The sequence below is a fragment of the Kitasatospora sp. NPDC051170 genome (assembly GCF_044455705.1).
Taxonomy (GTDB): domain Bacteria; phylum Actinomycetota; class Actinomycetes; order Streptomycetales; family Streptomycetaceae; genus Kitasatospora.
The window spans coordinates 329,072-354,757 of record NZ_JBITFA010000006.1 but is presented as its reverse complement, the minus strand read 5'-3'; the positions used below and the strand labels follow the sequence as shown (position 1 = coordinate 354,757).

The window sequence follows — 25,686 nt, the reverse complement described above, 5'->3', positions numbered from 1 at the left end:
GCGGCTCCTACAGCGTGACCGTCGCGCGGAAGAGGGTCGCGGGGGTCCGGGAGGAGAGGCGGGTCGGGGTGCCGGTGGCGGGGAGGTAGGCGGAGCGGCCGCGGGGCAGGGTGAGGGCGGTGCCGTCGGGGGCGGTGAGGTCGACGGTGCCCTCGGTGCAGAGCAGGATCTGCGGGGTGCGGCCGTCGATCTCGCACGCGGCGCCGTCCAGGGTGAAGCGGGAGAGGCGGAACTCGTCGATCGGGACGGGGTAGAGCTCCTCGCCGGGGGTGGTGTCGACCGGGCGGGGGTGCAGGACCTCGGGGGTGCAGGGCTCGACGACCACGACCTCCAGCAGCTGCGGCACGTCGATGTGCTTGGGGGTGAGGCCCGCCCGCAGCACGTTGTCGGAGTTGGCCTGGAGCTCGACGCAGGCGCCGGACAGGTAGGCGTGCGGCACCCCGGCGCCCAGGTAGAGCGCCTCTCCGGCGCGCAGCCGGAAGTGGTGCAGGAGCAGGCCCACGATCACGCCGCGGTCCTCGGGGAAGTCCTTGGCGATCCGGGCGTAGGGCGCGTACTCGCCGTCCGGGTCGGTGCGCCAGAGGGCCTCGACGCTCTCCCGCACGATCCGCGCGGCCGTCTCGCCGTCCATCGTCAGCACGGCGACCAGGGCGCCGCGCAGCGCCTCGGCCTCGTCCTCGGCACCCAGCAGCTCGATCACCGGGGCGAGCCCGGGCACCTTGAGGCCGGCCATCAGCCGGGCCGCGTCCGCGGGCCGGCGGAAGCCGCAGAGGCCCTCGAACTCGCCCAGGGCGCAGATCAGTTCGGGCTTGTGGTTGTCGTCGCGGTAGTTGCGCTCGGGGGCGTCCAGCGGGATGCCGAGGGCGTTCTCGGCGGCGTACCCGGCCCGGGCCTGGGCCAGGGTGGGGTGGGCCTGGATGGAGAGCGGGATGCCCGCGGCGAGGACCTTGAACAGGAAGGGCAGGCCCGGGCCGAACTTCGCGACGCTCGCCGCGCCCAGTTCGCCCCGCGGATCGGCCGCGATCAGCTCGTCCAGCCGGCGCGGGCCCTCGCCGCGGTCGACGCGGGACGGGGCACCGGGGTGGGCGCCCATCCACAGTTCGGCCTGCGGTTCGCCGGTCGGCTCCTGGCCGAGGAGCTCGGGCAGGGCCGTGAGCGATCCCCAGGCGTACGGGCGGACGGTGTTGACGAGCCTGTCCATGCGCGCGGTCCTACTCCTTCGCTGAACGTCCTTCGCCGCGGCGGCGCGGGCGGTCCGGGCACGGGCAGGGGCATCGACCCTAGCCGACCGACGTCCCGGACGGGGAAACGACGGGTGTCCGGGGGGAGTGCCGAGGACGGATCGGCGGTTCCCGGGGCCGCGGTAGTAGGATGCCAGGACGCGGAAGTCTCCGTCCTGCACAACAGTTCTCCACCGTGGCGACGCCGGCGGGCTGGCTGCGGGGCCGCGTTCCAGAGTGCGGGTGCCGCGGTTCCGCCAATTTTCCCGCCATCGGCCGAGAGGTTTGTACGTGACCGTGAACCAGCGGAGTTTTGCTGATCTCGGCAGGGTTCTGGTGATCATCCCGACCTACAACGAGGCGGAGAACGTCGAGCGGATCGTCGGCCGGGTGCGCGCAGCCGTCCCCGAGGCCCACGTGCTGGTCGCCGACGACAACAGCCCCGACGGTACGGGCGAGCTGGCCGACAAGCTGGCCGTCGAGGACGACAACGTCCACGTGATGCACCGCAAGGGCAAGGAGGGCCTGGGCGCCGCCTACCTCGCGGGCTTCCGCTGGGGCATCGACCACGGCTACGACGTGCTCGTCGAGATGGACGCGGACGGCTCCCACCAGCCCGAGGAGCTCGACCGGCTGCTGACCGCGCTGCGCGGCGCCGACCTGGTGCTGGGCTCGCGCTGGGTGCCCGGCGGCCGGGTGGTGAACTGGCCGAAGTCCCGGCTGCTGCTCTCGCGCGGCGGCTCCACCTACTCGCGGCTGATGCTGGGCGTGCCGATCCGGGACGTCACCGGCGGCTACCGGGCCTTCCGCAAGGAGACCCTGCTGGGCCTGGGCATGGACGAGGTGGCCTCGGCCGGGTACTGCTTCCAGGTCGACCTGGCCTGGCGCACGGTGAAGGCCGGCTTCAAGGTGGCCGAGGTGCCGATCACCTTCGTCGAGCGCGAGCTGGGCGCGTCCAAGATGAGCCGCAGCATCGTCGTCGAGGCGCTCTGGCGGGTGACGTCCTGGGGCATCGCGGACCGGGTGGCCCGGCTGCGCGCCAAGCGATGAGCTCCACGTCGGCCGAGTTTCACATCAGCTGAGTTTCACATCACGGGACGAGGGCCCGTCCGCCGGTCGCGGCGGGCGGGCCCTCGTCCCGTTCCCGGTCAGCAGCGGCCCTTGAGCGCGTGCTCGGGCAGGTACTGGTTGGCCCAGAGGGCCAGTTCGGTGAGCGCGGGTTTGAGCGCGGCGCCGCCCTCGGTGAGCCGGTAGCTGACGCGCAGCGGCGGGCCTTCGTCGACCTCGCGGACGACCAGCCCGGCATCGGCCAGTTCGGTGAGCCGGTCGGAGAGCATCCGTTCGCTGATGCCCGGGATCGCGCGGCGCAGCTCGGAGAAGTAGGCGGGGCCGTTGCTGGTGAGGACACCCAGCAGGAGGCCCGTCCAGCGCTTGCCCAGCAGGGAGAAGACCCGGGTGAGGGCGTTCTCGACGTCGAAACAGGTCCCGTGGCCCTCGGCTGCTCCGCAGGGTCCGGGTGCCGCCGTGCCCTCGTTGGTTTCCGTGTCGGTCACTGCCTGGTGCTCGGCCATGGCTCCAGCTTACCGAACTCGTCACTAGTGACTGCAGAAAAGTAAGCTGCTACCGTAGTTGCAGCAACCGAGAAGTCCGCAGCTCCTTACGTTGATGGAGAACCGCCATGCCCACGCTCCTGCACCTCGACTCCTCCGCCGTCGTCGACGGCTCCGTCTCCCGCGAGGTCACGGCCGCCTACCGCGCCGCCTGGCTGGCCGCGAACCCCGGCGGCACCGTCGTCTACCGGGACCTCGCCGTCGAACCGATCCCGCACCTGGACGGGCACGGCGTCATCGGTGCCTTCCTCCCGGCCGAGGCCCGCACCGCCGAGCAGCAGGCCGCGGTCGCGCTGCGCGAGGAGGTCATGGTCGAGCTCGAGGCGGCCGACGCGGTGCTGATAGGCGCCCCGATGTACAACTTCACGATCCCGTCGACCCTCAAGGCGTGGCTGGACCACGTGATCCTGATGGGCCGCACCGCCGGCGAGACGCCCAGCGCCAAGGGCACCCCGGTGACCGTGGTCGCCTCCCGCGGCGGCTCGTACGCGCCGGGGGCGCCCCGTGAGGAGTACGAGTTCGTCATCACCTACCTGGAGAAGCTGCTGACCGGCATGCTCGGGCTGGAGGTGGACTTCATCGTCCCCGAGTTCACGCTGGCGGCGAGCGTCCCCGCGATGGCCGACTTCGTCGGGCGCTCCGCCGAGTCCAGGGCCGAGGCGCTGGACCTGGCCGCCCGCCGGGGCAAGGAGATCGGCGCCGGGGTCGCGGTGTGATCCAGGGCGTGTCGCCCGGCGTGAGCCGAAAGACACGCCCTGAGCTCGAAGGCGCGCCCCGCCGGGCGCGCCTCCCGCGCAATCGGGCGCCGGTGCTCCCATGCTGTAGGGCGCAGTACGACCGACCGCCGAGCAGAGGGAGCAGCCCGTGACGTCGTCCCCGCCCGAGGAGGGCTCCGGCGTGCAACGGGCGGACGCCGAGCCCGGGGGTGCACCCGGGAAGGCCGCCGGGGCCGTGCGGCCGCTGGAGATCGCCGTGTTCACCGGGCCCGAGTCGGCCTTCTTCACGACCTCCACGCTGATCCTCGGCGAGCGCACCGCGATCCTCGTCGACGCCCAGCTCACCCGCAGCGCCGGGCGCGAGGTGGCCGAGTGGGTCGCGGGCAAGGGCCGGCGGCTGCTCGCCGTGCTCGTCACCCACCAGCACCCCGACCACTACTTCGGCGCCGAGGAGGTGCTGCGGCTCTTCCCCGAGGCGCAGCTGCTGGCCGCGCCCGCCGTGGTCGAGGGCATCCGGAGCACCGTCGCCGCCAAGGTCGCCCAGTGGAAGCCGGTGTACGGCGACGACATCCCCGACCACCCGCTGATCCCGGCCCCGCTGCTGCCGCAGCCGCTGATGCTCGACCAGCAGGTCATCCCGGTGCTGCTGCTCGGCCAGGCCGACTGCGGGGACTCCACCGTCGTCCACGTGCCGAGCATCCGCACGGCGATCGCGGGCGACTTCGTCAGCAACGGAACCCACGTGTGGACGGCCGACACCACCCCGGCCCAGCGCACCACCTGGGGCCACAACCTCACCCGGATCGCCGACCTCGGCGTGGACCGGGTGATCGCCGGGCACCGCGCCCCCGAGCAGGGCGACGACGCGGCCCGGGTGCTCGCCTTCACCGGGGAGTACCTGCGGGACTTCGACCGGCTGCTGGCCGAGCACCCGGACGACCCGGAGGCGCTGGTCACCGCGATGAGCGGGAAGTACGGGGAGCTGACCCTGCCAGCCTTCCTGGAGCTCGGCGCGGTGGCCAACACCGGGCGGGCGGCGCGGGAACCGGCCGAGCCCGAGGAATCCGTCGAGGAATCTGTCGAGGAGCCCGCCGAGGAGCGCGAGGGCTAGATACTGGCCGCATGACGCCGTACGACGTGATCGTGCCCGCGGGCGGGGCCGCCCGGCGGCTGGGCGGGGCCGACAAGCCCGGCCTCACCGTGGGGGAGAGCACGCTGCTCGACCGGGTGCTCGCCGCCTGCGAGGGCGCCCGGACCGTCGCCGTGGTCGGGCCGGAGCGGCCGACCGTACGGGCCGGCGTCCGCTGGACCAGGGAGCAGCCGCCCGGCGGCGGGCCGGTCGCGGCCGTCGCGGCCGGGCTGGGGCTGGTGGAGGCACCGGTCGTGCTGCTGCTCGCCGCCGACCTGCCCTTCCTGAACCGGCGCACGGTGGAGCGGCTGGTCGCGGCCCTGGACCGCACGGAGGCCGAGGCCGCGATCCTGGTCGACGCCGGTGGACGGGAGCAGCCGCTGGCCGCCGCGTACCGGGCCGACGCCCTCCGTAGGGCCCTGGCCGCCCTCGGCGATCCGGCCGGGCAGCCGCTGCGCCGGCTCGTCGGCGGGCTCGGGCGGGTGCTGGTCGCGGACACGGACGACGTGGCGTACGACTGCGACACCTGGGAGGACCTGGAGCAGGCCCGGGAGCGGGACGGTGACCGCGACCGCGCGTAGGGGTAGGGCGCGAGCGGGTTGTGAGCGAAACGACGCGCGCCGCACACGGGGCGAACACCTCCGGGAAACCGCCGATCGGGCAGCATGGGCGCATGGAGCGCACGCTGGATGACTGGATCGCCGAGGTCGGCGCCGACCTGGGCATCGACCTGGACGTGGACGTCCGGGGACTGCTCGACATGGCCCGGGTGGTCGCGCACGGGGTGGAGCGGCCGGCCGCGCCGCTGACCGCCTTCCTGATCGGCTACGCCGCCGCCCAGGGTGGTGGCGGTCCGGAGGCCGTGGCGGAGGCGTCGCGGCGGGCCGTGGCGCTCGCCGAGCGGTGGGCGGCCGCCGCCGGTCCGGGCGAACCGTGAGCACGGCCGGGCAGACCAGGATGGCCGCCCCGCCGACCGGTCCCGGCGTGACGGGCTGGGCGCAGGCCCGGGAGCGGGCCCGCCGGGCCGGGCTGCGGCCGCTGCCGCCGGTCGGGCTGCCGCTGGCCGAGGCGCTCGGCCGCACCCTCGCCGAGCCGCTCGCCGCGCTCACCGACCTGCCCGCCTTCGACACCTCCGCGATGGACGGCTGGGCCGTCGCCGGCCCCGGCCCCTGGCGGGTCACCGGACGGGTGCTCGCCGGTCGAGCCGAGGCGGCCGCGCTGGCGGACGGCGCGGCCGTGGAGATCGCCACCGGCGCCCAACTGCCCTCCGGGGCCACGGCCGTGCTGCGCCGCGAGCACGGGCGTACGGACGGGGTGCTGCTGCACGCCTGCGGCCCGCGGCCGGTGACCACCGGCCAGGACGTCCGCCCGCGCGGCCAGGAGTGCCGCAGGGGTGAGGAGTTGCTGCCCGCCGGGACTCCGGTGGGGCCCGCCGTGCTCGGGCTGGCCGCCGCCTGCGGGCACGACCGGCTGACCGTGCGCCGTCGGCCCGTCGTGCAACTCTTCGTCCTGGGCGACGAGTTGCTCTCATCCGGGGTGCCCGGGGCGGGCCTGGTGCGGGACGCGCTGGGGCCGCTGCTGCCGCCCTGGCTGCGGTCGGCCGGCGCCGAGGTGGCCGAAGTCCGGTGCGTGCGGGACGACTTCGCCCTGCTGCGGGACGCGCTGCGGCACTGCGAGGCCGATCTGGTGCTCACCACCGGCGGTACGGCGGCCGGGCCCGTCGACTTCCTGCACCGGGCGCTGGCCGAGGCCGGAGGGCGGCTGCTGGTGGACGGCGTGGCCGTGCGGCCCGGGCATCCGATGCTGCTGGCCGAACTCCCCGGCGGGCGGCACCTGGTGGGGCTGCCGGGCAATCCGCTGGCCGCCGTCGCCGGGATGGCGACCCTCGCCCTGCCGCTGCTGCACGCCCTGGCCGGGCGTCCCGCCGCGGGCCCCGCCCCCGCCAGGGCGGCCGTCGCCCTGCCCGGGCACCCGGTGGACACCCGGCTGCAGCCCGTGCGGCGCACCGCCGAGGGTGTCGTGCCCCTCGCCTTCGACGGGCCGGCGATGCTGCGCGGTCTGGCCAGGGCCGAGGCGCTGGCCGTGCTGCCGCCCGGCGGCGTGGCGGCGGGGGAGCCCGTCGAGCTGGTGGAGGCCCCGTGAACAGGATTCGGCGGGTCGCGGCGCCGGGGACGGAGCCGTGGGCGGACGCCGGGATCGTGCTGCCCGCGCGGCCGTCGGCGCCGGCCGTGCGGCAGGTGGGCTCGCGGCTGCTGCTGGCACTGGCCGTGCTGGTCGCCACCTCGGTGATCGTCTACCTCGACCGCAGCGGCTACAACGACAACGCGGGCGGCGAGCTCGGCTTCCTGGACGCGGCGTACTACGCCACTGTGACCCTCTCCACCACCGGGTACGGCGACATCACGCCGTTCAGCGACAGCGCCCGGCTCACCAACATCCTCGTGATCACCCCGCTGCGCGTGCTGTTCCTGATCATCCTGGTCGGCACCACCCTGGAGGTGCTCACCGAACGCACCCGCCTGCAATGGCGGTTGAACCGCTGGAGGTCCACCGTGCGCGAGCACACCGTCGTCATCGGCTACGGGACGAAGGGGCGCAGCGCCGTCGACACCCTGCTCGGCCAGGGGGTGAAGAAGGAGGAGATCGTCGTCGTCGACCCGCAGCGCAAGGTGGTCGACCAGGCCGCGCAGCACGGCCTGGTCGGGGTGGTCGGCGACGCGACCCGCACGGACACCCTGATCCGGGCGGCCGTCCCCACGGCGGCCCGGATCGTCGTCGCCCCCGAGCGGGACGACACCGCCGTGCTGATCACCCTGACGGCGCGCCAGCTGAACAAGGGCGCCACGGTGGTCGCGGCCGTGCGGGAGGACGAGAACGCGCCGCTGCTGCGCCAGAGCGGCGCCGACGTGGTGGTGACCAGCTCCAGTTCGGCCGGGCGGCTGCTCGGGCTGTCGATGCTCAGCCCGAACGCCGGGGCCGTGATGGAGGACCTGCTGACGTACGGCAACGGGCTGGACGTGGTGGAGCGGCCCGTCACCCGGGCCGAGGCCGGGCACAGCCCGCGCGCCTGCGAGGAGCTGGTGGTCGCGGTGGTCCGGGGCCGGCGGGTGCTCAACTACACCGAGCCGGAGGCTTCGGTGCTGCAGCTCACCGACCGGGTGATCGTCATCAAGTCCGCCGAGCGGCGCGGGGCCTGACCGGCTCGTGGCCGGGGCGCGCAGTAGGTTCGGAGCCATGTATGCGATGACGATTCCCGTGCCCGGCGGCCCCGAGGCCCTGGTGTGGTCCGAGGTGCCCGATCCGGTGGCCGGCGAGGGCGAGGTCCTGGTCGAGGTGGCGGCCACCGCCGTCAACCGGGCCGACCTGCTCCAGCGGCAGGGCTTCTACAACCCGCCGCCCGGCGCCTCGCCCTACCCCGGGCTGGAGTGCGCCGGGCGGATCGCGGCCCTCGGGCCGGGGGTGTCCGGCTGGGCGGTGGGCGACGAGGTGTGCGCGCTGCTGTCCGGCGGCGGGTACGCCCAGCTGGTCGCGGTGCCGACCGGGCAGCTGCTGCCGCTGCCGAAGGGGCTGGGCCCCGAGCAGGCCGCGGCGCTGCCGGAGGTGGCCTGCACGGTCTGGTCCAACGTGTTCCTCACCGCGCACCTGCGGCCCGGCGAGACGGTGCTGCTGCACGGCGGCGCCGGCGGCATCGGGACGATGGCGATCCAGCTGGCCAAGGCGGTCGGCGCACGGGTCGCGGTGACGGCCGGCAGCGCGGAGAAGCTGGCCCGCTGCGCGGAGCTGGGCGCGGACATCCTGATCGACTACCGGGAGCAGGATTTCGTCGAGGCCCTGCGCGAGGCCACGGGCGGGGCCGGGGCGGACGTGATCCTGGACATCATGGGCGCCAAGTACCTGCAGCGGAACGTGGACGCCCTGGCCGTCAACGGGCGGCTGGTGATCATCGGGCTGCAGGGCGGGGTGAAGGGCGAGCTCGACCTCAACGCGCTGCTGCGCAAGCGGGCCGCGGTGATCGCGACCAACCTGCGGGGGCGGCCGCTGGCGGAGAAGGCGGCGATCGTGGCGGCGGTGCGGGAGCACGTGTGGCCGCTGGTCGAGTCCGGGGTGGTGAAGCCGGTGGTCGACCGGGTGCTGCCGCTGACCGAGGCCGGGGAGGGGCACCGGGCGCTGGAGGCGGGCGAGCAGGTGGGGAAGGTCGTGCTGCGGGCCTGAGAGGGGCGGGCGCTCCGGAAGGGTGCCCGAAATGCCTCGAATGTCGGAGTGTGTGAGGCTGGTCACGAGCTGTCCCGCCGCTGACCCCGCCCAGAGCGGGGTCGGCCGTCGGAAGGACCTCCGACCGTGGCCGCACCCTTCTCCGTGCTCCTCGCTCGTCGTCGTAGCCGTGTTCGTCGTGGTGGTCGTCGCCGTTCGCTGTCGTACCGGGCCCAGCGGGTCGTCGCGGGGGCCGTGCTGGGGCTGACGCTCCCGCTGGCCGCCGCGACGATCGCGGCGGCGGCGCCCTCGCCGTCGCCCGCACCGTCGTCCGTGCCCTCCTCGGCCTCGGCGGCCGTTCCTTCGGCGGCCCCTTCCCCGATGGCCTCCCTGGCCGCCTCCCCGGCGGCGGAGGCGCGGCCGGTGGCGACGGCGGCCGCCCCGGCCGTGCCGGAGGCCCCTCCGCCCCGGCACCCGGTGGCGCACGGGCGCCCGGACACGGGTGAGTCCAGGGCGTTCCGGCACCGGCCCGGTTCGGCGCCCGAGCGGGCGGACGCGGCGGTGGAGCAGGCACCCGACCAGGCCGTCGACCAGGTGCCGGACCAGGCTGTCGACCAGGTTCCCGACCAGGCGCCGGACCAGGCTGTCGACCAGGCACCCGGGGCCGACCGGGCCGGCGCCGACCAGGGGAGCCCGGAAGCCGGGCCCACCGAGGACACCTCCGGGGAGAGCGTGACGACGGCCTCCGGCCAGACCGTCGCCGCTGCCGCCGCCCCGATCGTGCTGCCCGCGCACTGGCGCGACGCCTCCACCGTCCAGCTGCCGCTCGGTGCCGGGCTGAGCCTGATCGGCTGCGGCCTCGGCCTGGTCGGCCTGCGCCTGCGCCGCGGTTGAGAGCTCCCGCCGCACTCCCGCCGTACTCCTGCCGCCGTCCCGCGGTGGATCTGTGGTGCGCCCGGGGCGCAGGTTTCGGGTGGGACGGGGGAGACGGGGGATCTGAGTACCCGTACGGATACCGGTGGGGCGGGCGGGGGCGTACCGTCGTGGCGGGTGGGGCAGGGCGGCGGAGCTAACGGGGGCTTCCGCCGGACCAACCCCAGTGAGCGAGAATGTTGTTCATGACGAATCCGATGAACGAGCGCTCGTCGCAGGAGCCCTTCCGGGCCGGCGGCGGGCAGTCGCAGGACGGCCAGAAGGTGCTGATCGTCGGACCGGACGGGATGCCCGTGGGGCAGGGGTTCACCGACGTGACGGGCGGGGACGACGAGGGCGAGATGCCCCGTGAGCTTCCGGTGACCGAGATGGTCGAGCAGCCGGCCAAGGTCATGCGCATCGGCAGCATGATCAAGCAGCTGCTGGAGGAAGTGCGGGCGGCGCCCCTCGACGAGGCCAGCCGGGCCCGGCTGAAGGACATCCACGCCAGCTCCATCAAGGAGCTGGAGCTCGGCCTGGCCCCTGAGCTGGTCGCGGAGCTGGAGCGGCTGGCGCTGCCGTTCTCCGAGGACTCCATCCCGACCGAGGCCGAGCTGCGGATCGCCCAGGCCCAGCTGGTCGGCTGGCTGGAGGGCCTGTTCCACGGCATCCAGACCGCCCTGTTCGCCCAGCAGATGGCGGCGCGGGCCCAGCTGGAGCAGATGCGCCGGGCGCTGCCGCCCGGCCTCAACGGCGGGGAACCGGACGAGGACGAGCTGGGCCAGGGCCGCGGCATCCGCTCCGGCCCGTACCTGTAACCGTCCCGGCGGGTTCCACCCGGGGTCCGGACCTGTAGCCTTCCGGTCCGGCCCCGGGCGCCCTGGGCCGATCGACGTCGGCGCGAGCCGATACCCTGACCCCTGTCGTCGGCCGATGCCGTCGCGGCAGGGGTCCGCCGGGCCAGCGGAGCGTGGCCCACCACGTAGTACGGACGAGACCGAACGTCACGGTCGCGGCACCGCGCCGCGTCGAGGGGGAGCAGAGCACCATGAGCGAGCACGGCAACGCGGCGGTCGAGGGCTCCTCCCTGGGCAACGGCCGCTATGTGCTGCAGCAGCTGCTGGGCGAGGGCGGCATGGCCTCCGTGCACCTCGCGTACGACAGCGTGCTGGGCCGGTCGGTGGCACTGAAGAGCATGCACAGCGAGCTGGGAAGGGACGAGTCCTTCAAGGAGCGCTTCCGCCGCGAGGCCCAGGCAGTGGCCCGGCTGGAGCACCCGAACATCGTCACGGTGTACGACAGCGGCGAGGACGTCGCCCCCGACGGCTCCAGCACGCCGTACATCGTCATGCAGCTGGTCGACGGCAAGGGCCTGCGCGACGCGATCAACGAGGCCGTCGCCCAGCACGGCGCGATGCCGCCCGAGGAGGCCCTGCGGGTCATCGTCGGCGTGCTGAACGCGCTGGAGGCCTCGCACGACATGGGTCTCGTGCACCGCGACATCAAGCCCGGCAACGTCATGTTCGACCGCAAGGGCAACGTCAAGGTCATGGACTTCGGCATCGCCCGGGCGCTGGAGTCCGGCGTCACGTCGATGACCCAGACCGGCATGGTGGTCGGCACCCCGCAGTACCTCTCGCCCGAGCAGGCGCTCGGCAAGCCGGTGGACGCGCGCTCCGACCTGTACTCGGTCGGCGTGATGCTCTTCGAGATGATCACCGGCCAGCTGGTCTTCGACGGCGACTCCGCCTTCTCGATCGCCTACAAGCACGTCCAGGAGGAGCCGCCGGCGCCCTCCAGCCTCAACCCCTCGGTGACCCCGGTGGTGGACGCCTACGTCGCGCAGGCCCTGCGCAAGGACCCGGCGCACCGCTTCCAGAGCGCGGCGGACATGCGGGACGAGGCCGAGCGGCTGATCGCGGAGCTCAAGGGCGGTGGCAGCGGGCAGCAGCTCAAGGCCAGCACCCCGCTGGTGATCGGCGAGGGCCCGCGCTCGGCGCACGCCGCCCCGACGCCGGCCCCGCAGCCGCAGCAGGCCCCGCAGACGCCGCAGCCGTTCCTGGGCCAGCAGCAGCAGTACCAGACCCCGCCGCCCGCCTACCGGACGCCGGCCCCGCAGCCGCAGTACCCCCAGCAGACGCATCCCCAGCAGGCGCAGCAGCAGCGGCCGCCGTACCAGACCCCGCCGCCCGCCTACCAGACCCCGCGCCCCGGCTTCCCGCAGCCGGCGCACACCCCGCCGCCGCGGCCGATGCCGCCGTACCAGCAGCCGAAGCCCTCCGGGGGCGGCTGCTCGACGGCCGTCGTGGTGATCTCGATCATCGTCGGCGTGCTGGTGCTGGCGGGCATCATCATCGCGATCGTGATCAACAACGCGCAGGACAAGACCAAGACCAAGGTGCTGCACGGCGCCTCCGTCCCGAGCGTCACGGTGGTGGACGGCCGGGGCGACGGGAACGCCCCGAACGGGAACGCCCTGAACGGGAATGCCCTGATCTGACGGCATCCGCCCACCCCGGGCGTGCCACGACCGTCCGCCGGAGGCGGTAGCGTTCGGGGATACGCAAGCGACAGGGCACCGCGATCCGAGCGAACGCCCGGGGCGAGGAGCGATGGCACAGACCCAGCAGCCGGACGACGACGGCGGGGCCCGGGCCGGCGGTGGGACCGGCGGGACGCCGAGGATCCCCGGGCCCGGGGACGAGGCGGCGACCTCCGCGCTGCCGCCGTTCACCGGGGGCGGCCCGCAGACCCCGGGCCGCGGCACCGCCGCCCCGCTCGGCACCGTCGGGGACGGCCGCTACCGGCTGACGCACCGGCTCGGCCGCGGCGGCATGGCCGAGGTGCTCGCCGCCGAGGACGTGCGGCTCGGCCGCACCGTCGCCGTCAAGCTGCTGCGCGGCGATCTCGCCCAGGACGAGGTCGCCCGGCTGCGCTTCACCCGCGAGGCTCACGCCGTCGCGGCGCTCAACCACCACTCGATCGTCTCGGTCTACGACACCGGCGAGGAGTACGTCGGGGACGAGTCCACGCCGTACATCGTGATGGAGCTGGTCGAGGGCCGCACCGTCCGCGAGCTGCTGGTGGACGAGGCCGCGCCGCCGGTCGACCAGGCGCTGATCATCATCGCCGGGGTGCTGGAGGCGCTCGCCTACAGCCACCGCAACGGCATCGTCCACCGCGACATCAAGCCCGCCAACGTGATCATCACCAACGCCGGCGCGGTGAAGGTGATGGACTTCGGCATCGCCCGGGCGCTGACCGGCGGGGCGACCACCATGACCCAGACCGGCATGGTCATGGGCACCCCGCAGTACCTCTCGCCCGAGCAGGCGCTCGGCAAGCCGGTCGACCACCGCTCCGACCTGTACGCGGCCGGCTGCATGCTCTACGAGCTGCTCGCGCTGCGCCCGCCCTTCATGGGCGACACCCCGCTCTCGGTGGTCTACCAGCACGTCCAGGACCCGCCGGTGCCGCCCTCGCAGACCAACGGCCGGGTGCCGGCGGGCCTCGACGCGCTGGTGCTGCGCTCGCTGGCCAAGAACCCGGACGACCGCTTCCAGGACGCCGACGAGTTCCGCGCCCACGTCCAGCACGCGCTGCGCGAGATGCACGCCGCCGGGCCCGGCTGGGTCGGCGGGGTGCCCGGCGACACCGGGGCCACCCAGGTGCTGCGGCCCGCCGGCGGGACCGCCGCCACGGCGGCCTTCGGCGCGGTCGGCGCGGGCGACCAGACCTCCGTGCTGCCGTACTCGACGCCCGGCCCGTACACCCCGGCCCCGCCCCACCAGGGCGCGGGCGGCGGCGACGGGGGCTACGGCGGCGGGTACGACGACCACGAGGACGGCCACGGCAAGCGGCGCGGCATGTGGGCCGCGGTGGCCGGCGCGGCCGCCGTCCTGCTCGCGGCCGGGATCGGCATCGCGGTGGCGCTCAGCGGCTCCGGTGGGGACAGCGACAAGCACGTGCCCAAGGAGACCGTCCCCGTGGTGAGCACCACCGAGCCCAGCCCGACCGCCCAGAGCGGCAACGGGCAGAGCCCGGCGGCCTCCAACACCGTCACCAAGAAGCCGCAGCAGCCGACGGACACCGGCAACAACGGCGGGAGCGGCGGCAACATGTCGCCGTCGCCGAGTGCGAAGCACACGAACACGCCGACGCCGACCCCGACCGCCACCCACTCGCAGACGACCAGCCCCTCGGCGTCGACCTCGAAGGAGCCGACCTCCCCGGTGACGACGCCGGCCGGAGGGGCGAGCTCGCCGGGCGCCCCGCCCACCAAGCCGGCCGGCTGACGGTCCGGGTCAGTTGGCGAAGGCGTCCAGGACCTGCTCGTACTCCTGGCACCACCACGCCAGCTGCCCCGCCGAGGCGGGGTAGAGCGGGTCGGCCCGGTGGTCGCCCCGCTGGTAGCGCCACTGCAGCATCCAGAAGTCGTTCAGCCGCTCCCACCAGACCCGGTGGGCGGCGGCGGCCAGGTGTTCGGCGGTGGCGGCCCCGGTGGCCCGGTACGCCTGGGAGTAGTGGCGGACCCGGACGAGGTCGAGCGTGCCGGAGGTCCGGTCGTTGAAGAGCAGGGTGGCCGCGCGGACGGCCTCCTCGGCGCGCGGTTGGGGGCCGAGCTTGTCCCAGTCCAGGACGGCCGTGACCTGCCCGCCGTCGCCGTCGCCCGGGCCGTAGAGCAGGTTGAGCCCGTGGAAGTCGCCGTGGGTCCAGCCGGTGGGCGGGGCGACGCCCGGGGCGGGGCGGCGGTGGGCGTGGTCGGCGAGCAGTTCAAGCCGTTCCGTGAGCCGGCGCTCGACCAGGGTGTCCAGGGCCCCGTGGGGGCGGTGCTCGCGGGCGTGTCGGCGCAGGTCGCGGGCCAGGCCGGCGCTGTCGGCGGGGTCGGCGCTGCGGTAGCCGGCGGGCTGGTCGAGGGGGGCGCAGACGTCGTCGAGCGCGCCGTGCAGCCGGCCGAGCAGCGCGCCGAGCGCGTCGCACTCCGAGAGGGCGAGCTCGGTGCCGTGCCGGTGACGGCCCTCCACCCAGGGGAAGAGCGCGAACAGCCGGCCCCCCAGGCCGACCACGGTGTTCGCGCGTTCCGCGCAGGTCAGTGGGGGTGCGACGGGCAGGCCGAGGGCGGACAGGTCGGCGGTGGCGCGGTGGTGGGCGAGGATCCTGGGACGGTTGGCGGTGGCGGCGTCGACGTAGCACTTCAGGAAGTACGTGCCGGCCTCGGTGGTGACCCGGTAGCCCCGGTTCAGCAGGCCCTCCGCGACCGGTTCGGTGGTCAGCGTTCTCCCCACGGGATAGCGGTCCAGGACCTCGGCGAGTGCGGTGTGCGGGACGGGTGGGCTGAGGGTCCCCATCGGTGGCGCGGTGAGGTCGGGACGGGCCGGGGCACAGGCGAGGGTCTGGCTGAAAGTCACAGCCAGAGGTTATGGCCACACCGCAGGGGTCCTTGACAAACCGTCAGGACTGTGCAGGGGATGGGTCAGTACTGGTGGTCGGCCTGGTGCCGCGCCACGAAGGCGGCCGCCTGGGTCCGTCGCTCCATGCCCATCTTGGCGAGCAGACTGGAGACGTAGTTCTTCACCGTCTTCTCGGCGAGGTGCAACTCGTTGCCGATCTGACGATTCGTCATACCTTCGCCGATGAGGTCGAGGATTCGCCGCTCCTGCTTGGTGAGTTGTGCCAACCGCTCGTCCTCCTTCTCGCCGCCGTCGCGCAGTCGGGCGAGCACCCGGCTGGTGGCCACCGGGTCGAGCAGGGAGCGGCCGGCCGCCACGTCCCGGACGGCGGTGATCAGGTCGGTGCCGCGGATCGCCTTGAGGACGTAGCCCGAGGCGCCCGCCATGATCGAGTCGAACAGGGCCTCGTCGTCCGAGAAGGACGTCAGCATCAGGCACTTGATCCCGGGCATCCGTGACCGGATCTCGCGGCAGACCTCGACGCCGTTGCCGTCCGGAAGCCGCACGTCGAGGACCGCGACGTCGGGGTGGACGGCCGGGATCCGGGTGATCGCCTCGGCGGCCGTCCCGGCCTCGCCGACCACCTCGATGTCGCCTTCGACGGAGAGCAGATCGTGCACGCCCCGCCGGACCACCTCGTGGTCGTCGAGCAGGAATACCCTGATATGTCCGTTGTCAGTCACGCCCAAAGCCTCCCATATCACCGTACGACAGGTGCCCCTCCCGGTTCGTGGTGGCGTTGTGATCAAGCCATGACGGAACGAACCGATACCGAGAACCCCCTTACGCGCGGGCGTCTGCCCGGATAACGTGCGCTGGTGTCCTGAAGGCGCTCGAAATGAGAGCTGCGTCACGCCGACCGTCACCCCCACCCTTCCGACGGCTCGCCGAGCGCGGCACCCTCGGGGTTGTGGACCCTGAACAAGTAGGACGTCCTAGCGCAGACGCGCCAAGGGCGGACGCTGGGTAACGTTCTCTAGCGGGACGCCGTCGGAACAGGATCACCACCTGCCACGCAGTAGGTGCGCACACCCACGCGCGCCCCGCGAGGCGGTGACCGGACCGGTCACCGGCGACCCCGGGCGGCCGGACAGACCGAGGAGTGAACGTGACCGTCAAAAGCACGGCGAGGGCCCGCAAGAAGGCGGCCCCCGGCGTCCCTGACACCCTCCGCGCCACGGGTAAGGACGCCCAGCCGGAGCTCGTGCAGCTGCTCACGCCGGAAGGCGAGCGGGTCGAGCACCCGGATTACCCCCTCACCGTCACCCCCGACGAACTGCGCTCCCTCTACCGCGACCTGGTGCTGGTGCGCCGGTTCGACGGTGAGGCGACCGCGCTGCAGCGCCAGGGCGAGCTGGGCCTGTGGGCCTCGCTGCTCGGCCAGGAGGCGGCCCAGGTCGGCTCCGGGCGGGCCATGCGGACCGGCGACTACGCCTTCCCCACCTACCGTGAGCACGGCGTGGCCTGGTGCCGCGACGTCGACCCGCTGAACCTGCTCGGCATGTTCCGCGGCGTGAACCACGGCGGCTGGGACCCGAACGAGAAGAACTTCCACCTCTACACCATCGTGATCGGCGCGCAGGCCCTGCACGCCACCGGTTACGCGATGGGCATCACCAAGGACGGCGCCGACGACGCGGTGATCGCGTACTTCGGCGACGGCGCCTCCAGCCAGGGCGACGTCAACGAGGCGTTCACCTTCGCCTCCGTCTACAACGCGCCGGTCGTCTTCTTCTGCCAGAACAACCAGTGGGCGATCTCCGAGCCCACCACCACCCAGACCAAGATCCCGCTCTACCGCCGCGCCTCCGGCTTCGGCTTCCCGGGCGTGCGGGTGGACGGCAACGACGTGCTGGCCTGCCTCGCGGTGACCCGCTGGGCGCTCGACCACGCCCGCAACGGCAACGGCCCGGTGCTGATCGAAGCCTTCACCTACCGCATGGGCGCGCACACCACCTCCGACGACCCGACCCGCTACCGGCACGCGGAGGAGACCGAGGCCTGGAAGGCCAAGGACCCGATCCTGCGGCTGCGCACCCTCCTGGAGAAGGAGGGCCTGGCCGACGAGGAGTTCTTCGCGGCCGTCGACGCCGAGAGCGAGCAGCTGGGGCTGCGGGTGCGCGAGGGCGTGCGCAGCATGCCCGACCCGGACCCGACGCTGATCTTCGACCACGTCTACAGCGAGCCTCATGCGCTGGTCGACGAGGAACGGGTCGAGTACATCGAGTACGCGGCCTCCTTCGAGGCGGGGGAGAACCACTGATGGCCGGCCAGCTCAGCATCGCCAAGGCGCTCAACGACGCGCTGCGCAAGTCGTTGGAGAACGACCCGAAGACGCTCCTCATGGGCGAGGACATCGGCAAGCTCGGTGGCGTCTTCCGCATCACCGACGGCCTGCAGAAGGACTTCGGCGAGGGCCGGGTGATCGACACCCCGCTCGCCGAGTCCGGCATCATGGGCACCGCGATCGGCCTCGCGCTGCGCGGCTACCGCCCGGTCGTGGAGATCCAGTTCGACGGCTTCGTCTACCCGGCCTTCGACCAGATCGTCTCCCAGCTGGCGAAGATGCACGCCCGCGCGCTCGGGCACGTCAAGATGCCCGTCACCGTCCGCATCCCGTACGCGGGCGGCATCGGCGCGGTCGAGCACCACAGCGAGTCCCACGAGGCGTACTTCGCCCACACCGCGGGCCTGCGGGTGGTCACCCCGTCCAACGCCCACGACGCGCACTGGATGCTGCGCCAGGCCATCGAGTCGGACGACCCGGTGATCTTCCTGGAGCCCAAGCGGCGCTACTGGGACAAGGGCGAGGTCGGCGCGGCCCCGGACCTCGGGATGCACGACGCCCGGATCGTCCGGCCCGGCACCGACGTGACGCTGATCGCGTACGGCCCGATGGTGAAGGTCTGCCTGGAGGCCGCCGCGGCCGCCGAGGAGGACGGCCGCCGCCTGGAGGTCGTCGACATGCGCTCGCTCTCCCCGGTGGACTTCCGGACGCTCGAGGAGTCCGTGAAGCGCACCGGCCGGGCCGTCGTGGTGCACGAGGCGCCGGTCTTCCTGGGCATGGGCGCCGAGCTGGCCGCCCGGCTCACGGAGAAGTGCTTCTACCACCTGGAAGCGCCTGTCCTGAGGGTCGGCGGCTACCACGCGCCGTACCCGCCGTCCCGGGTCGAGGAGGCGTTCCTGCCCGACCTGGACCGCGTGCTCGACGCCGTCGACCGCGCGCTCGCGTACTGATACCGGGGAGCGAAGATGACCACCGAAGTTCGCGCGCTCCGCGAGTTCAAGATGCCCGACGTGGGCGAGGGACTCACCGAGGCCGAGATCCTCAGCTGGTACGTCAAGCCCGGTGACGTCGTCACCGACGGGCAGGTCGTGTGCGAGGTGGAGACCGCCAAGGCGGCCGTGGAGCTGCCGATCCCGTACAACGGGGTCGTCGAGCAGCTGCACTTCCCCGAGGGGGCGACTGTCGACGTCGGCACCGTGATCATCTCGATCGCGGTCGCCGGGGAAGCGGGGGCCGTTCCGGCCGCCGCGCCCGCACCCGCTGCCGCCGCACCGGCTGCGGCTCCGGAGGCCGAGGCGGAGCCCGAGCGCCGGGAGGTGCTGGTCGGCTACGGCCCGCGCACCGGCACCGCGCAGCGCCGGGCCCGTCGTACCACGGCCACCGCCGTGGCCGCTCCGGCGAAGCCCGCGCCCGTCGCGGCTCCGGCTCCCGTGGCCCCGGCAGCCCCCGTGGCTCCGGCGGTTCCGGTGGCCGAGGCCCCGGCCGGGGAGCGTCCGCTGGCGAAGCCGCCGGTGCGCAAGCTGGCCAAGGACCTCGGCGTCGACCTGCGGGCCGTCACCCCGACCGGTACGGGCGGCGTGATCACCCGCGAGGACCTGCACGCCTTCGCGGCGGCCCAGGCCGCGCCGGTGGCCGAGCCCGTCGTGGCGCAGGCGCCCGAGGCCGTCCAGGCCCCGGCGCCGGTCGTGCCGGCGGCGGGCGACGTCCGGGTGCCGATCAAGGGCGTGCGCAAGGCGACCGCGCAGGCGATGGTGGCCTCGGCCTTCACCGCCCCGCACGTCACCGAGTTCGTCCAGGTCGACGTGACCCGCACGATGAAGTTCGTCCGCAAGCTCAAGGAGACCGGCGAGCTGGGCCGCGACGTCCGCGTCAGCCCGCTGCTGCTGGTCGCCAAGGCGCTGCTCACGGCGATCAAGCGGCACCCCGAGATCAACGCCCAGTGGGACGAGGCGTCCCAGGAGATCGTGATCAAGGGCCAGGTGAACCTCGGCATCGCCGCGGCCACCCCGCGCGGCCTGATCGTCCCGAACATCAAGGACGCCGGGTCCAAGACCCTCGCGGGCCTCGCGACCTCGCTCGGCGAGCTGGTCGAGACCGCCCGCCAGGGCAAGACCTCGCCGGCCGACATGCAGGGCGGCACGGTCACCATCACCAACGTCGGCGTCTTCGGCGTCGACACCGGCACCCCGATCCTCAACCCGGGTGAGGCCGCGATCCTCGCCTTCGGCGCGGTCCGGGAGCTGCCGTGGGTGCACAAGGGCAAGGTCGTCCCGCGCCAGGTGACCACGCTGGCGCTCTCCTTCGACCACCGCCTGGTCGACGGTGAGCTGGGCTCCAGGGTGCTGGCCGACGTGGCCGGTCTGCTGGAGCAGCCCAAGCGCCTGATCACCTGGGGCTGATCGGCCGAGGACCCGTGAAGGGGCCCCGTTCCGCACGACGGTGCGGAGCGGGGCCCCTTCCGCTGTGCTCCAAGGATTGATTGGTATGGCTGGGACGATGCGGATCGTTCGGCCAGGTCGGTGACATTTGCGTGCGCCGGTAGGGGCGACACGCCGCGTCGGGTACGTCTCCGCTCCACCACCCGGGCGACGCGGGTGACCGGAGCACCGAGGACGCACCCGTATGCCGCCTGGCAACCCTGGCCGTCTCGTCCGGAGTCTGGCCGCGCTCGTGCTGGTGTCCACCGCCGTACTGCCGGCCGCGCTGGAGCTGGCGGGCCCCTCGCCCTTCGGCGTGATCGGGCCGGGCGCGCCACCGGCCGACCGGGCGGCGCCCCCGCACCACGCCGTACGGGCCGACCAGCGGGCCCCGGCCGCCGCCCCGACCTTCGACATACGCCGCACCGGGGACCCGGCCAACCGGATCACCCTCGTGCTCCTCGGGGACGGCTACACCGCCGACCAGCAGGAGCTGTTCCGGCAGCAGGCCGACAAGGCGTGGCACGCGCTGATGGACATCGAGCCCTTCCGCACCTACCAGGGGTTCTTCAACATACGGCGCGTCGAGGTCGTCTCCCCGGTCGCCGGGATAGCCGAGAGCGAGAGCCGGGGCCGCAACCCCGGCACCCCGCTCGGCATGCACTTCTGGTGCGAGGGCACCGCCCGGCTGCTGTGCGCCGACGAGTCCGCCACCGCCCGGTACGCGGGGGACGGCGCCGGGCCGCAGTACCTGATCGCGCTGGCCAACTCCGCCGAGTACGGCGGCGCCGGCGGCACCGGGGTGACCACCCTGGCCGGGGGCAGCCCGGACGCCGGGCGGATCATCCAGCACGAGATCGGCCACACCGTGGGGGACCTCGGGGACGAGTACGACAGCGCCCCGGAGGACGCGGACTACCCGAACCTCTCCACCCTCGGCGCCGACGACATGCGCCGGAAGCAGACGAAGTGGTGGCGCTGGCTGGGCGCCGAGTCCCCGGACGGCGCCGGGACCGTCGGGGCGTACCGCAGCGCCAACGGCCTCTACCGGCCGACCCAGGACTCGGTGATGCGCACCCTGGGCAGTGCCTACAACCTGCCCTCGCGCGAGGCGATCATCGAGGAGCTCTACCGCAAGGTCCGCCCCACCGACGCCCCCTCGCCGCCCCCGGGCGAGGTGACCGGGCGCCCCCGGCTGGACGTGCGGCCGCTGCCGCTGACCGGCGCCCGGCAGCTCGCGGTGGAGTGGAAGGTGGACGGCGTCCCGGTGAAGCCGCAGCCCTCGGACGGGCGGCTGGACACCGCGCGGCTGGACCTGGAGCCGGGCCGTACGGCCACCGTGACCGCGACGGTGCGCGACACCACCGACTGGGTGCGGGACGAGGGCTTCCGGGACAAGTACATGACCCGCTCGGTGTCCTGGACGGTGACGGGCTGAGCATGGCGGTTTGAAGGTGACGGGCCCGGTCCGGTTCGACCGGTTCTGCACCCCGGCTCCGGGCATCCAATCATGGGATGACTAATCTGGTCGCACTATGACCGTGGAGCCCGCCCGTTCAGCCGCGTCCCGATCCACCGCAGCGCCTTCGCCGTGGGCTCCTCCCGGTGGGCGTGCGGCCTGGCTGGCCTGGTCCATCGGCGTCAGCGTCTACGTCCTGGCCGTCATCCACCGCACCAGCCTCGGCGTGGCCGGCCTGGACGCCGCCGACCGCTTCGGCATCGGCGCCTCGGCGCTCTCCACCTTCTCGATCCTCCAGGTGCTGGTCTACGCGGCCATGCAGATACCCGTCGGCCTGCTCGTCGACCGCTTCGGCCCGCGCCGGGTCCTGCTGACGGGCGTGGTGCTGCTGAGCGTCGGGCAGCTGGCCTTCGCGTTCAGCTCCGCCTTCGGCCCCGCGCTGGTCTCCCGGGCGGTGCTCGGCTGCGGCGACGCCATGACCTTCATCAGCGTGCTGCGCATAGCCGCCCGCTGGTTCCCGGCGGCCCGCAACCCCTTCGTCGCCCAGCTGACGGGCCTGGTCGGGATGGGCGGCAACCTGATCACCACCGTGGTGCTCGCCCAGGTGCTGCACCAGGAGGGCTGGACGCCGACCTTCACGGCGATCGCGCTGCTCGGCGTCGCGGTGTTCGCCCTCGTCGCGCTCTTCCTGCGGGAGGCCCCGGCCGGGGTGGCCGAGGCGCAGCCCCAGGGCGGGGAGCGCCCGCCGATCGGGCGTCAGGTGCGCGACTGCTGGCGCGAGCCCGGCACCCGGCTCGGGCTCTGGGTGCACTTCACCACGCAGTTCCCCGGCAACGTCTTCGGCCTGCTCTGGGGCCTGCCCTACCTGGTGGAGGCCCAGGGGATGTCCCGGGCCGGGGCGGGCGGGATGCTGACCCTGCTGGTGCTCTCCAACATGACCGCGGGCTTCGTCTTCGGCCGGGTGCTCTCCCGCACCGCGCGGGCCCGGATGCCCATCGTGCTCACCGTCATCGGGGTCACGGCGTTCGGCTGGGCACTCGCCCTGGCCTGGCCCGGCGGACACCCGCCGATGTGGCTGCTGGTCGGCCTCGTCGTGGTGATGGGCAGCAACGGCCCCGCCTCACTCGTCGGCATGGACTACGCCCGCGCCCACAACCCCTCGGAGCGCCTCGGCACGGCCTCCGGCATCGTCAACATGGGCGGCTTCATCGGCACGATGATCAGCCTGCTCGGCATCGGCGTCCTGCTGGACGCGCTCACGCCGGAAGGCACCGACGGGTATCCGGTCGATGCCTTCCGCTGGGCGTTCTGCTGGCTGTACGTCCCGCTGGCCGTGGGGACCCTGATGATCCTCCGGCTGCGCCGGAAGGTCATTGCGTAGGGTTTCCGACCTGCGGAAACGCCCTATGCCTGACTTTAAGTTAGGCATTCGGCGTCATTGACCCTTGTTCGGAACAAGGGTTGCCAGGCCGATTCAGCGCATGGGCCCGCGCATCAGCTCGGCGATCTGTGAGGTTGTGCCGTACACGCGGCTGATCTGGCCCTGGTCGACGTCCGCATACATGAAGTCAGGGTCATGCGACGTGGACGCGGGGGCTGGCTGGGCCTCACGTAGACGGACCAGGTCCACCAGCTTCAGCTTCGGGCAGCCGGGGACGATCCGGCTGCCCCTGATGCCGACCCGGTCCTCGCCCTGGCAGGCGAAGTACGCGCCGAAGGGCGGACCGCTGTCCTCCTCCGGCGTCGGCTGATGGAGGGTCATCACCCCGTGCCGACAGTGCACCGTCCCGTCCGAGTGGAAGGTCAGGTCGGGCCAGTCCTCGTGATCGATCTCCGCAACGATCTGCACCTGCTGGCCGATCGCCTCGGTCAGGGTCTCCGCCATCCGCTGTTGCTGAGCGGAGACGTCGGTGTCCCCTCGCCGGATGGAGGGGAGCAACTCTTCGGTGACCCATGCCCGGAACGGCAGGGCGGACTTCTTGTCCGACCTCATGAGAAGGCTGTAAAGCCCTGCCTCGCTCACCACACCGAGCAGTGAATTTCCTCGGTAGGGTTTCTGACCTGCGGATTCGTGGTCACCCTCCATCCGATGGAGGGTGACCATCCGCAGGTCGATGGTTCGGTGCTGGTGGGGTTCCAGGCCGTATACGGCGGTGGTCGGGTTCCGTCGACCGATGACGCGGCACACATCCGCCGTGACGAACCACGGTTCCCCGTCGATCATCACCACGCGGATCGGCTGCCCCGTGACCGGGAAGCTCGACCGCACCAGCACCATCTGTTCCTGCTGTTCGTCGTCCATGGTGGACGCCCCTCCTTCTTCCGAGTGTCGGATGGACTGCCCGGAACAACGAGGCCGAACGGGTGAGGTGGCTGGTGTCGGGTTGACGTATGGGTGCACGAGTGGTGCCGACCCGGCGCGCATTGGTGCGTATGCGCCGGGTGGTGTGCGCCGGTGGGTCAGGGGGTGACGGAGAAGTTGGCGAGGACGCGGTCGGCGAGTTCCTTGTCGCCGTCGATGGTCACCGGGCCGGGGCGGCCGCGGCCGCAGGCGAGGCGGACGTAGGTCTCCCAGTCCATGGTGAGCTGGACGTCGGGGGCCAGGCTGATGGACTCGTCCACCGAGCCGCGGCCCGCGGCGTCGACGCGGACGGTGCGCAGGAACTCCACCGGGCCGGTGACGTCCAGGACGATGGTCGTCCCGGCGGGGGCGCCGGCGGCGTGGGCGACGGCCTTGGGCAGGCCGGACAGCAGGAGGTCACGGGCGATCAGGGCGGCGGGGGAGTCGAGGTTCCCGGGGGCGTCGAGGGTACGGCGGAGGTCCTGCTCGTGGGCCCAGACGTCGAGGACCCGGGTCTGCAGGAGGTAGTGGTACGGGACCTTGGGCGCGTCCTGACCGAGCGGCAGGGGCACCAGCTCGTCCGGGGTCTGCTTGGCGTTGCGCAGCGCCCGGGAGCGGCGGATGATCGTGTACTCCAGCTCGCCGACCATCTCCGGCGCGGTGTGGCAGCGGCGCTTGTCGACCGGCAGTTCGATGTAGCGGGCGAACTCGCTGGTGACGTGGCGCAGATCGCGGGGCAGGGAGTGGATCGGGCGGGGGTCGCCGAGCAGTTCGGACTCGACGGCGATGACGTGCGAGACGATGTCCCGGACGGACCAGCCGGGGCACTCGGTGGCCCGGTTCCAGGAGTTCTCGGGGAGGGGGGCGACCAGCTCCACTATGGACTCGATGCTCTGCGTCCACGCCTCGGTGCAAGCCTGCACGGTCTGATTGTCCGTCACGGGAATCTCCGGCCCTCCGTCAGCTCTCTCGCCGCCTGCGCCCCCGGCCCTCGGGGTTCGGCCGGGATGGTCCGGCTTCCGGGCACACACGCTAACCGCACGTTACGCTGCCCGGTGACAGCAGGGCAGCGCTTTCGGGTGACGATCGTAGGTCTCTTGTCGTGGACGGTGGTACTGTGCGCGCTTCATTGATCCAACTCGCGGTCTCCGATGCCGAGCCGCCGGCCGAACGGCGGGCCCGCGCGGTCGCGCTGGTGCGGGCGCAACAGGGCGCGGACCTGGTGGTCCTGCCCGAACTGTGGCCGCTCGGGGGCTTCGCCTACGACCTCTGGCCGGAGGGCGCGGAGACGCTCGACGGGCCCACCTCCGACGCGATGGCGTCGGCGGCCCGGGCGGCCGGGGTGTGGTTGCACGCCGGATCGATCGTCGAACGCGATCCGGACGGGCCGATCTACAACACCTCGCTGGTGTTCGCCCCGGACGGCGAGCTGGTGCACACCTACCGCAAGATCCACCGCTTCGGCTTCGACAGCGGTGAGGCGGTGGTGATGGGCGCCGGGCAGGAGATCGTCACCGCGCCCACCGACTTCGGCACGCTGGGCCTGGCCACCTGCTACGACCTGCGTTTTCCGGAGCTGTTCCGGGCGCTGCTGGACGCGGGCGCGCAGCTGATGGTGGTCCCGGCGGCCTGGCCGGCCCGGCGGCGCGAGCACTGGACGCTGCTGGCGCGGGCGCGGGCGGTGGAGGAGCAGGCGTTCGTGCTGGCCTGCAACACCGCGGGGACGCACGGCGGGGTCGAGCAGGCCGGGCACAGCCTGGTGGTGGACCCGTGGGGCCGGGTGCTGGCCGAGGCGGGGGCGGGGGAGCAGGTCCTGACGGTGGACTTCGACCCGGCCGAGGTGGGCAAGGCGCGGGAGGAGTTCCCGGTGCTGCGGGACCGCCTGCTGGGGATTCCGGCGCCGGTGCAGCGGTAGCGCCGGGGGGATCAGGGGGAGATCCGGGATGATTTAGGG

At 73.3% G+C, this 25,686-nt stretch carries 22 protein-coding genes and 1 pseudogene; 17 read left to right on the top strand and 6 right to left on the bottom strand.

The genetic code is table 11. From position 1 onward, the window contains the following. Positions 1 to 7 precede the first annotated feature (7 nt). Positions 8 to 1,201, bottom strand: a complete 1,194-nt coding sequence (gene manA / locus ACIBCA_RS16540) for a mannose-6-phosphate isomerase, class I (RefSeq protein ID WP_396283569.1) — start codon at positions 1,199 to 1,201, stop codon at positions 8 to 10. 310 nt (positions 1,202 to 1,511) lie between these two features. On the opposite strand from manA, the gene ACIBCA_RS16535 reads away from it, so the two are divergent. Then, complete coding sequence (locus tag ACIBCA_RS16535; protein WP_396283568.1) at positions 1,512 to 2,270, top strand: polyprenol monophosphomannose synthase; 759 nt, start codon at positions 1,512 to 1,514, stop codon at positions 2,268 to 2,270. Between the two features lie 98 nt (positions 2,271 to 2,368). Here ACIBCA_RS16535 and ACIBCA_RS16530 read toward each other — a convergent pair whose 3' ends face one another. Beyond that, positions 2,369 to 2,791, bottom strand: coding sequence for a winged helix-turn-helix transcriptional regulator (locus ACIBCA_RS16530; RefSeq protein ID WP_396283567.1), 423 nt, complete (start codon positions 2,789 to 2,791; stop codon positions 2,369 to 2,371). Positions 2,792 to 2,898: 107 nt separating this feature from the next. On the opposite strand from ACIBCA_RS16530, the gene ACIBCA_RS16525 reads away from it, so the two are divergent. The 10 genes and pseudogenes from ACIBCA_RS16525 to ACIBCA_RS16480 all read left to right on the top strand — a co-directional run bounded on the left by ACIBCA_RS16525 (position 2,899) and on the right by ACIBCA_RS16480 (position 14,073). Continuing rightward, positions 2,899 to 3,546: an FMN-dependent NADH-azoreductase gene (locus ACIBCA_RS16525; protein WP_396283566.1), complete on the top strand. Its 648-nt coding sequence runs from the start codon at positions 2,899 to 2,901 to the stop codon at positions 3,544 to 3,546. A 148-nt stretch (positions 3,547 to 3,694) separates the two neighbouring features. Then, positions 3,695 to 4,657, top strand: coding sequence for an MBL fold metallo-hydrolase (locus tag ACIBCA_RS16520; RefSeq protein WP_396283565.1), 963 nt, complete (start codon positions 3,695 to 3,697; stop codon positions 4,655 to 4,657). Between the two features lie 11 nt (positions 4,658 to 4,668). After that, a pseudogene (locus tag ACIBCA_RS16515) lies at positions 4,669 to 5,612 on the top strand (NTP transferase domain-containing protein). Between the two features lie 20 nt (positions 5,613 to 5,632). After that, positions 5,633 to 6,817 carry a molybdopterin molybdotransferase MoeA gene (locus tag ACIBCA_RS16510; RefSeq protein WP_396283593.1) on the top strand — a complete coding sequence of 395 codons (1,185 nt, stop codon included), beginning with the start codon at positions 5,633 to 5,635 and terminating at the stop codon, positions 6,815 to 6,817. Then, entirely contained in the window at positions 6,814 to 7,872 is a 1,059-nt protein-coding gene (locus ACIBCA_RS16505; RefSeq protein WP_396283564.1) for a potassium channel family protein, read from the top strand. The genes ACIBCA_RS16510 and ACIBCA_RS16505 overlap by 4 nt, the downstream gene beginning before the upstream one ends. A gap of 37 nt (positions 7,873 to 7,909) precedes the next feature. Further along, positions 7,910 to 8,887 (top strand): NAD(P)H-quinone oxidoreductase, encoded by a 978-nt coding sequence (locus ACIBCA_RS16500; protein WP_396283563.1) that lies wholly within the window; start codon positions 7,910 to 7,912, stop codon positions 8,885 to 8,887. Between the two features lie 126 nt (positions 8,888 to 9,013). Beyond that, positions 9,014 to 9,760 carry a hypothetical protein gene (locus ACIBCA_RS16495; protein WP_396283562.1) on the top strand — a complete coding sequence of 249 codons (747 nt, stop codon included), beginning with the start codon at positions 9,014 to 9,016 and terminating at the stop codon, positions 9,758 to 9,760. Positions 9,761 to 9,984: 224 nt separating this feature from the next. Further along, on the top strand, positions 9,985 to 10,596 hold the full coding sequence (locus ACIBCA_RS16490; protein WP_396283561.1) for a bacterial proteasome activator family protein: 612 nt from the start codon (positions 9,985 to 9,987) through the stop codon (positions 10,594 to 10,596). A gap of 230 nt (positions 10,597 to 10,826) precedes the next feature. Continuing rightward, positions 10,827 to 12,278 (top strand): protein kinase, encoded by a 1,452-nt coding sequence (locus ACIBCA_RS16485; RefSeq protein WP_396283560.1) that lies wholly within the window; start codon positions 10,827 to 10,829, stop codon positions 12,276 to 12,278. Between the two features lie 112 nt (positions 12,279 to 12,390). Then, positions 12,391 to 14,073 (top strand): protein kinase, encoded by a 1,683-nt coding sequence (locus tag ACIBCA_RS16480; RefSeq protein ID WP_396283559.1) that lies wholly within the window; start codon positions 12,391 to 12,393, stop codon positions 14,071 to 14,073. A gap of 9 nt (positions 14,074 to 14,082) precedes the next feature. Here the strand turns inward: ACIBCA_RS16480 and ACIBCA_RS16475 are convergent, their stop codons facing one another. Both ACIBCA_RS16475 and ACIBCA_RS16470 read right to left on the bottom strand, forming a co-directional pair. Continuing rightward, positions 14,083 to 15,186: a phosphotransferase enzyme family protein gene (locus ACIBCA_RS16475; RefSeq protein ID WP_396283558.1), complete on the bottom strand. Its 1,104-nt coding sequence runs from the start codon at positions 15,184 to 15,186 to the stop codon at positions 14,083 to 14,085. 65 nt (positions 15,187 to 15,251) lie between these two features. Next, complete coding sequence (locus ACIBCA_RS16470) at positions 15,252 to 15,911, bottom strand: response regulator (RefSeq protein WP_396283557.1); 660 nt, start codon at positions 15,909 to 15,911, stop codon at positions 15,252 to 15,254. Positions 15,912 to 16,336: 425 nt separating this feature from the next. Here ACIBCA_RS16470 and pdhA point away from each other — a divergent pair, with 425 nt between their 5' ends. The 5 genes from pdhA to ACIBCA_RS16445 all read left to right on the top strand — a co-directional run bounded on the left by pdhA (position 16,337) and on the right by ACIBCA_RS16445 (position 22,772). Beyond that, on the top strand, positions 16,337 to 17,491 hold the full coding sequence (gene pdhA / locus ACIBCA_RS16465) for a pyruvate dehydrogenase (acetyl-transferring) E1 component subunit alpha (RefSeq protein WP_396283556.1): 1,155 nt from the start codon (positions 16,337 to 16,339) through the stop codon (positions 17,489 to 17,491). Next, complete coding sequence (locus ACIBCA_RS16460) at positions 17,491 to 18,465, top strand: alpha-ketoacid dehydrogenase subunit beta (RefSeq protein ID WP_396283555.1); 975 nt, start codon at positions 17,491 to 17,493, stop codon at positions 18,463 to 18,465. The genes pdhA and ACIBCA_RS16460 overlap by 1 nt, the downstream gene beginning before the upstream one ends. A 15-nt stretch (positions 18,466 to 18,480) precedes the next feature. Beyond that, complete coding sequence (locus ACIBCA_RS16455; RefSeq protein ID WP_396283553.1) at positions 18,481 to 19,914, top strand: dihydrolipoamide acetyltransferase family protein; 1,434 nt, start codon at positions 18,481 to 18,483, stop codon at positions 19,912 to 19,914. Between the two features lie 223 nt (positions 19,915 to 20,137). After that, positions 20,138 to 21,370 (top strand): M64 family metallopeptidase, encoded by a 1,233-nt coding sequence (locus ACIBCA_RS16450; RefSeq protein WP_396283552.1) that lies wholly within the window; start codon positions 20,138 to 20,140, stop codon positions 21,368 to 21,370. Positions 21,371 to 21,467: 97 nt separating this feature from the next. Beyond that, positions 21,468 to 22,772, top strand: a complete 1,305-nt coding sequence (locus tag ACIBCA_RS16445) for a nitrate/nitrite transporter (RefSeq protein WP_396283551.1) — start codon at positions 21,468 to 21,470, stop codon at positions 22,770 to 22,772. Positions 22,773 to 22,865: 93 nt separating this feature from the next. Here ACIBCA_RS16445 and ACIBCA_RS16440 read toward each other — a convergent pair whose 3' ends face one another. Together ACIBCA_RS16440 and ACIBCA_RS16435 are read right to left on the bottom strand one after the other, a co-directional pair. Further along, a complete protein-coding gene (locus tag ACIBCA_RS16440) occupies positions 22,866 to 23,693 on the bottom strand; it encodes a Bro-N domain-containing protein (protein WP_396283550.1) in 828 nt (275 codons plus the stop codon). 158 nt (positions 23,694 to 23,851) lie between these two features. After that, positions 23,852 to 24,673: a maleylpyruvate isomerase family mycothiol-dependent enzyme gene (locus tag ACIBCA_RS16435; protein ID WP_396283549.1), complete on the bottom strand. Its 822-nt coding sequence runs from the start codon at positions 24,671 to 24,673 to the stop codon at positions 23,852 to 23,854. A gap of 176 nt (positions 24,674 to 24,849) precedes the next feature. Between ACIBCA_RS16435 and ACIBCA_RS16430 the strand changes: the two genes are divergently transcribed. Next, positions 24,850 to 25,647 carry a carbon-nitrogen family hydrolase gene (locus ACIBCA_RS16430; RefSeq protein WP_396283548.1) on the top strand — a complete coding sequence of 266 codons (798 nt, stop codon included), beginning with the start codon at positions 24,850 to 24,852 and terminating at the stop codon, positions 25,645 to 25,647. The last annotated feature ends 39 nt before the right edge of the window (positions 25,648 to 25,686 follow it).